The organism is Streptomyces sp. CB00455 (assembly GCF_001905445.1).
Lineage (GTDB): Bacteria > Actinomycetota > Actinomycetes > Streptomycetales > Streptomycetaceae > Streptomyces.
This window is the reverse complement of the sequence record NZ_LIVQ01000008.1, coordinates 48,961-55,443: the sequence shown is the minus strand read 5'-3', so window position 1 is coordinate 55,443 and position 6,483 is coordinate 48,961. Positions and strand designations below refer to the sequence as shown.

Annotated in this window: 7 protein-coding genes and 1 pseudogene; 5 read left to right on the top strand and 3 right to left on the bottom strand. The window is 69.8% G+C overall.

Translation table 11 applies throughout. The annotated features are described in order from the left end of the window. Positions 1–60: 60 nt before the first annotated feature. Positions 61–227, bottom strand: a pseudogene (locus tag AMK16_RS37730) (GNAT family N-acetyltransferase); the annotation flags it as partial. A gap of 893 nt (positions 228–1,120) precedes the next feature. On the opposite strand from AMK16_RS37730, the gene AMK16_RS27765 reads away from it, so the two are divergent. Next, positions 1,121–1,402, top strand: a complete 282-nt coding sequence (locus AMK16_RS27765) for a GlsB/YeaQ/YmgE family stress response membrane protein (RefSeq protein ID WP_073920084.1) — start codon at positions 1,121–1,123, stop codon at positions 1,400–1,402. A 221-nt stretch (positions 1,403–1,623) separates the two neighbouring features. On the opposite strand, the gene AMK16_RS27760 is transcribed toward AMK16_RS27765, so the two are convergent. After that, positions 1,624–1,911 carry a chaplin gene (locus tag AMK16_RS27760; protein WP_073920083.1) on the bottom strand — a complete coding sequence of 96 codons (288 nt, stop codon included), beginning with the start codon at positions 1,909–1,911 and terminating at the stop codon, positions 1,624–1,626. A 493-nt stretch (positions 1,912–2,404) separates the two neighbouring features. Between AMK16_RS27760 and AMK16_RS27755 the strand changes: the two genes are divergently transcribed. The 4 genes from AMK16_RS27755 to AMK16_RS37720 all read left to right on the top strand — a co-directional run bounded on the left by AMK16_RS27755 (position 2,405) and on the right by AMK16_RS37720 (position 5,574). Continuing rightward, complete coding sequence (locus AMK16_RS27755) at positions 2,405–2,725, top strand: hypothetical protein (RefSeq protein ID WP_073920082.1); 321 nt, start codon at positions 2,405–2,407, stop codon at positions 2,723–2,725. Between the two features lie 388 nt (positions 2,726–3,113). Beyond that, entirely contained in the window at positions 3,114–4,013 is a 900-nt protein-coding gene (locus AMK16_RS27750) for a DUF1206 domain-containing protein (RefSeq protein WP_443333616.1), read from the top strand. Between the two features lie 445 nt (positions 4,014–4,458). After that, positions 4,459–5,055 carry a hypothetical protein gene (locus AMK16_RS27745; RefSeq protein WP_073920080.1) on the top strand — a complete coding sequence of 199 codons (597 nt, stop codon included), beginning with the start codon at positions 4,459–4,461 and terminating at the stop codon, positions 5,053–5,055. Positions 5,056–5,307: 252 nt separating this feature from the next. Beyond that, entirely contained in the window at positions 5,308–5,574 is a 267-nt protein-coding gene (locus AMK16_RS37720; protein WP_242438958.1) for a hypothetical protein, read from the top strand. 350 nt (positions 5,575–5,924) lie between these two features. On the opposite strand, the gene AMK16_RS37715 is transcribed toward AMK16_RS37720, so the two are convergent. Further along, positions 5,925–6,422 carry a hypothetical protein gene (locus AMK16_RS37715; RefSeq protein ID WP_242438957.1) on the bottom strand — a complete coding sequence of 166 codons (498 nt, stop codon included), beginning with the start codon at positions 6,420–6,422 and terminating at the stop codon, positions 5,925–5,927. Positions 6,423–6,483: the final 61 nt, after the last annotated feature.

The window sequence follows — 6,483 nt, the reverse complement described above, 5'->3', positions numbered from 1 at the left end:
ACCGCCGGCGGCCGGGGCAGCGGGGCGCCGTACTGATCCCCCAGTACGGCGCCCCGTCCCTCAGGCGGCCTTGCCCTTCGCGTCCGGCTTCCAGTCCTGGGCGAGAAGCCCGAGCAGCACGTCGTCCATGAACGCGCCCCAGGCCGAGGAGCGCAGCAGCCCTCGCGGACGAAGCCGTTGCCCTCTGCGGAGCGCAGCATCGCGGCGTTGTCGGACAGCGTCTCGACCCCTTCGAAGCCCAACAGCGGCCACATGGGTGTACGGGCAGAACGGAGTATCGCGATTCCCCCGGCTCACCTCGGGTCGAGGACCCACTGTCGCGACAAGCACGGTGCCCTTCAAGCCCGGCGGCCTCGACATCGTCACCGGCGACTCCCGCCGCGGCAAAAGCGCCCTGCTGACGATCACCGACGTACTGTCTCGCCAGCTCCGAATACCCAGTGACGTCAGGCAAGGCCCGTGACTACCTCAGCACCTTCGCGATCACCCTGGTCAAGCCCGGACAACAACTCTTGGCCGCCCGCCGCCCGCCGCCCGCCGCCCGCCGCCCGCCGCCCGCCCCGCCGCGCTCCCGCTCCGCAGCCGACTGCGCCTCGCACGCAAAGACCTGTCCGACCACGAAGCGACATTGGCCGCCGCGAGAGTGCTTGCCCCCGCTGCGAGGCGCTTCCACTCCAGCTGGCACGCCGGAAGGCTGTTGACGGCACACTGCGCTGCTGGCGCGGGCAAGCCGGCCTGGCGGTTGTACGCGCCGCCGGCCCTCCCGGCCAGCAGGCACGGAAGTCGCCTCGGTGGTGCTGTGCCATGCCCTATGGACCATCACCAGCGACGGACCGTCCATCCCGCGCTCTGCACCCTCTCCGAGCGCCTGTGGTGGGGAGACGGCTGGGCTGACCGGCCCAGCGAGGCCGCCGAGGGCTTCACTCACCTCGCCGGCGCCGTGGAGGCCCCGGCCCCGGTGGGGGAGAGCCGGCTGCTCCCAGAGCGCGGGAGCGAAGGGCTTGCCTCACGTTGTCTGCCGTGGCGGGCGGCGGAGCCGAAGAGTGGCACGTTTGAAAACGTATGCGCGGTGCAGACGATTACTGACACAAGCTTTATACACAGAGGTAGGAGACGCGTCATGGGCATTCTGGCTTGGATTCTCATAGGGCTGCTCGCGGGCCTCATCGCGAAGGCGATCATGCCGGGCAAGGACCCGGGCGGCATCATCATCACCATGCTCATCGGCATCGCGGGCGGCCTGCTCGGCGGCTGGCTCGGCAAGGTCATCTTCGGCGTTGACTCCATCGACGGCTTCTTCGACCTCTCCACCTGGATCGCCGCCATCATCGGCTCCGTTATCCTCCTCGCTGTCTACCGTCTGGTCACCGGCAACAAGCGCCACCACCACAGCCACGCCTGACCACGCAGCCAATCGCATACGGCAAACGGCTCCCCCTTATCGAGGGCGGAGCCGTTTCGTTCATTGCGGGAACTGCAGCGCACAGCCCGGTACGGAAGCTGGCCTGCCCTTGGAATATGAGGGGAGGCGGATCGGTACCGGGCTGTGTGCTGCGGCTGGTTCAGACGGTGCTGGACCCGGCGCGCTGGAAGCGTGCCGGGTCCAGGGCTGGCCTGGTGGTGTCAGTATTCGCCGTGCTGCTGGCCCTTGTAGTGGCTGTCGTTGTGCCCGCTGGCGTTGATGCAGGTGTTGCCGAAGGCGGGGTTGAGGAGGCCGACGGCGTTGATGGTGTTGCCGCAGATGTTGACCGGGATGTGGATGGGGACCTGGAGGACGTTGCCGGACAGGACGCCGGGGGAGCCGACGGCGGCGCCTTCGGCGGTGGCGTCGGCGGCGGCCATGCCGGCCCCGCCTGCCAGGACGGCACCAGCGGCGGCGGTCACGGCTACGGCCTTGGTGACACGGAACATCAAAATCTCCTTGGCTCTCACAATTTGCCGGAGGAATCCAGCTCGGACGACGCACCCCACAACCGCCGAAACGGCCCGCCCGTTACGGGCACTGGGCCGAACCAGTGACCCGAAACCGGTGTGCCGGTCGCACCGCAGGCGCCGCACTCCTCTGACACGCCGCCCGCATGCCGAGACTCGTACACAAAGAGGACTCGTACACAACGAGGAGAGGACACCGTCCCCGACGCCACGGACGGTGGGGACGGTGTCGGCGGCAGCTGTGGTGCCGGAGGCCACCAGCGCGGGGCGAGGCGACAGCCCCGGGATGACCGCGGTCTGGCAGTGCGCGTACGGGCACGCATCCCTTGGCTGTACCAGCGCGCTTATCTCACGTTTATCCTGGGCATGTCGGGTGGGAGCCAGGTGCGGGGTCGATCTTGACGCGGTTGTCCCCCGCCTCCCTGGTAGGGGAGAGACCCGGCACTTCGCACGACGGAACGGACACCTACCCATGAGTGATGTGAACCCGGCCCACGACGCCGCAGGTAACGACCCGGCCGCGTACCGGCCCTGGCGACTGTCGACTGAGACGAAGTCGGCTTTGAAGACCACCGAGTTCTTCATCTACCTGGCTGCCGTGGTGGCGGTCTTGATCGCTTCCATGGTCGTGGGTAGGGAAGACGGCCACGGCGACTACTTCCGTGCCGACCAGGCATGGCTGTACATCGTGATCCTGACCGTGGGATACATGATCAGCCTTGGACTGGCCAAGTCCGGCAGCCGCGACTCCTACGACGAGGACTCCTCTGCCGCGCAGGCCCGTCACCTCTGAGCCACCCTGCACATCCCTCGCGGCAGCGCAGGCCCCGGTCGGCTCAAAGGGCGGCCCGCTCGGACCGGCAGGACCGCGGCCCCGGCGCATTTCCCCGCAGACCGAGAACAAACCACGCGCAGCAGCTGCGGGCGCACGGATAAGTGCGGTTGGCGGCGCTCAGGACGTCATGTCACCAGCAGCTGGAAGCGGCAGGCTGGTCGGGTGTGCTGCATGGTGGTGTCATGGTGGGAGGAGCCGCTGCCACTGAGCGCCGGGTCCGAGGAGGCACCTGACGCGCGCCCGGGGAGGGCCTCGTGGCGGATGGGGGCGGGAATGCCTGTCAGCACCCTGGTAAGGGCGCCGTGTCGGCCTCGGTAGGGCACGGGGAGGTGTCACACACATGGCAATGGACGAGGGTGGCGCGCAGGCAAAACCCCTGGGACAGCGTGTGGCCGACAGCGGGGTCATGGAGGTCTCCTCCAGGGTCGGGCTCTGCGCCCGGGGAGTGATCTACGTTCTGGTCGGGCTCCTTGCTGTGCGGATCGGGTTCGGCGGCGATGGCAAGGAGGCCGACCGGTCCGGGGCGGTGCGGACCATCGCTGAGCAGCCGTACGGCCGGGTGCTGCTGTGGGCGCTGGTGGTAGGGCTGGCGGCAATGGCCCTGTGGCGGCTGTCCGAGGCCGCACTCGGGCAGGCGACGGCGGGTGGTGACAAATGGACCAGACGCCTGGGCTCTCTGGGGTTGGCCATCTTCTACATCGTGGTCTGTATCGGCGTGGTACAGACCGCGTTGGTCGGCGGATCCGCCGGGACCCGCGCCAGCGACCAGACCTCGAAGGACTACACCGCGCGAGTACTGCAATGGCCCTTCGGACGGGTACTGGTCGGCACGTTCGGTGCCGTGCTGGCCGTCGTGGGCGTGGTGATCGTGATACGCAGCCTGATGCGGAAGTTCGAGAAGAACCTCCGCACGGACCGGATGGGCAGAAGGACGCGGCGCATCGTCGCGGTGCTGGGCGTCATCGGCGGCGCGGCGTGCGGGGTGGTCGCGGTGGCGACCGGCCTTTTCATTCTCCTGGCCGCAGTGCGCTTCGACGCCGGCCAGGCGAAGGGCCTGGACGAGACGCTGCGCTCCTTCGCCGACACCCCCGTCGGGCCCGCGCTGCTGATCGCCGCAGCCCTGGGCCTTCTCATGTTCGGCCTCTATTCATTCTGCGAAGCCCGGTGGCGCAAAGCCCCGGAACACGACGCCCCGGCAGAGCAGCCGACCCGCAACATGCCGGCCGGTCCACGCGGCCATGAGTAACTAGACGGACGGGTAGTCGTACGGAACCGTAGTTCGTGGCATGCGTGCGAAGTGCATGCCGTAGAGACCGCGATCACGCTGGGGACGGCGAGGACCGACGGTATGCAGGCACGTGAAACCGAAGCGGTCGATCTGCCCGGCCTCCCGCGCAAGACCGCGGACGAGCATGCGCGTGAGGTCGTGCGCGCTCTGGTCGGCGCGGTCACCGTCAACGGTGGGCGGCCGCCGTGGAACCACGCGACCGCCCTGTGCCTGGACTGGCACGACCCGAATCCGCCGGCCCGCACGGAAACACCTGATCCGAGGCCTGACCTCACCGCTTCCACGGCACCGCTTTCACGGCCGTTCGGAGCAGCCGGTATGGCGGCGCTCGCGGGGGCGGGTGACGGTGGCTGCATTCGCCGGCACGTCCGCCGGCGCCCGCAGCGTCCTGTCGAGGAGTGTCATGTCCGAACGCAACACCGTCTGGCGCAGCATGCACGATGTGGGCCTGGCCGCATGGTTCGGCGGCTCACTCATGGGCGCCGTCGGCCTCAACGGCGCCGCCAAGGGCCACAGCGACAGCTGGCGTGACAACGCCCGGATCGCGAGTACGGGCTGGGCGAAGTGGACACCGGTCAGCGCCGTTGCGATCGGCGCGCACCTGGTGGGCGGCAGCGGGCTGCTCGCGGCGAACGCGTCCCGGGTCGCATCCCAGCAGGGTGTGGCCGCATCCACGGTGGCCAAGACCGTGCTCACCGGCGTCGCCCTGGCCGCCACGGCATACGCGCGGATGCTGGGCAAGAAGATCGAACTCGCCTCCTCACAGGACCCGCAGGACGCGAAGGAGGCGGCCGATGCCTTCGACATCAACAAGGCGGAACGCCAGCTGTCCTACGCCCAGTGGCTGGTACCCGCGGTCACCAGCGGCCTCCTGATCCTCAACGCCCTGCACGGAGAGCAACAGCGCCCCGACCAGCAGGCACAAGGCATGTGGCAGCGCGCCCACTCCCTGTCCCCTCACATGCCCTCCGGCGAGTACTGGCACCACCTGCGCGACTGAGACGAGGCCGTCGTCTACGAGGCCGCAGCAGTGTCCGCTCAGACAGCTCCTGTGTGCGGTGGTGAGAGACCGCCTCCAGGAGGCTGGCGCGGCCGCCGGGCCCGGAGGGCATCGCCACCGACCCCGCACCCGCACCGTCTACGTCGGCTCGTACGCGGACGGCACCGTCTACCGGGCCCGCCCCGGCCGCCGCGCGGCGGGGTCTTCCTGCCCGCCGGCACCGACGGCTGCCACACGGCGAACGGCCTGCGCGTGGACGGGCACGGCCGCCTGTGGGTGACGGACTCCACCGCCGGCGTCGCCGTCTACGACACCGCCACCGGGGGCCGCCTGGCCCGGTTCGAGGCGCCCGGAGCACCGTCCGGCCACTTCGTCAACGACCTGACCCTCACGCCGGACGGCACCGCGTACCTGACGGACAGCGTCCGCGGGGTGGTCTACCGCGTGACCCCGGCCCAGCTCGCCAGGGTGGTGGCCATCTTCGAGCCGGGAAGTGCCTGGACCAGGTGCCGAGCGTGAGGCCCGTCGTCCCGTCTTTGGCGCCGTCCGCCGTCCGCCGTCCGCCGTCCGCCGTGCGACCGTGTGCCAGGCGAGAGACGGTCGCCGCGAGCGAAGTGCAGGGAAGTCATCGAACGTGCTGCCGATACGGGATTCCACCAACGCCGGCGGGGGCCCGGCCCCAGTCGCAGGAGCGTGCGGCCCGCCGATGCTGGGGTGGGCACCTGCGCGGAGGGGGAGGGGCAGGTGCCCACGGGTGACGACCGGGGCCGCTCACCGCGCCGACCGCCGCTTCCAGCGTAAATTCACCAGGCGCAAGACACCGGCTCAAGAAATCCGCCCGGACTGACCACGAGGTGCGCGGATGTTCCTCAGCCGGTCGGTTGCAGCGAGTCCCGCATAGCAGGGGCGTGTACACACGCGCTGCCGGCCGGGGTGGCGGGGATGCGCATGCGGCGCAGCAGGTCCCGTGTGGTGCGCCCGGTCAGAGTGCTGCGCCAGATGATGCCCGGGTGGCGGGAATGCAGGTGAGACAGGGCACGGGTGGGCAGTCCGCTGCCCAGGAAGTCCGCGTCGATGTCGACACCGGTGATCACACCCTCTGCGCAGGTGGTGCACCGCCGGTAGTGGACCTGGCCGACGACTCTACGGACATGGACAAGGAGCAGGCACTCCTGGCCGGGGCCGGACTCACCTGGGATGCGGGTAGAGAGGAACTCGATGTCGCGGTAGGCGAGGATCCGACGGCGCAGCCGCCTGCCGAACCCCTCGCGGCGCCCGTGCCGCGCTGCGCGCGGTGGCGCTTCTTGGGCGGGCGCGGGGGTGGCGCGGAAGATGGCGCTCGTGGGGCGTGCGTGGTCTCCGGACATGGACCGCGTGTGCCCAGGCATCTGGTCCTGACGCACCCGCGGTGAACGCTCCCGGGCAGCC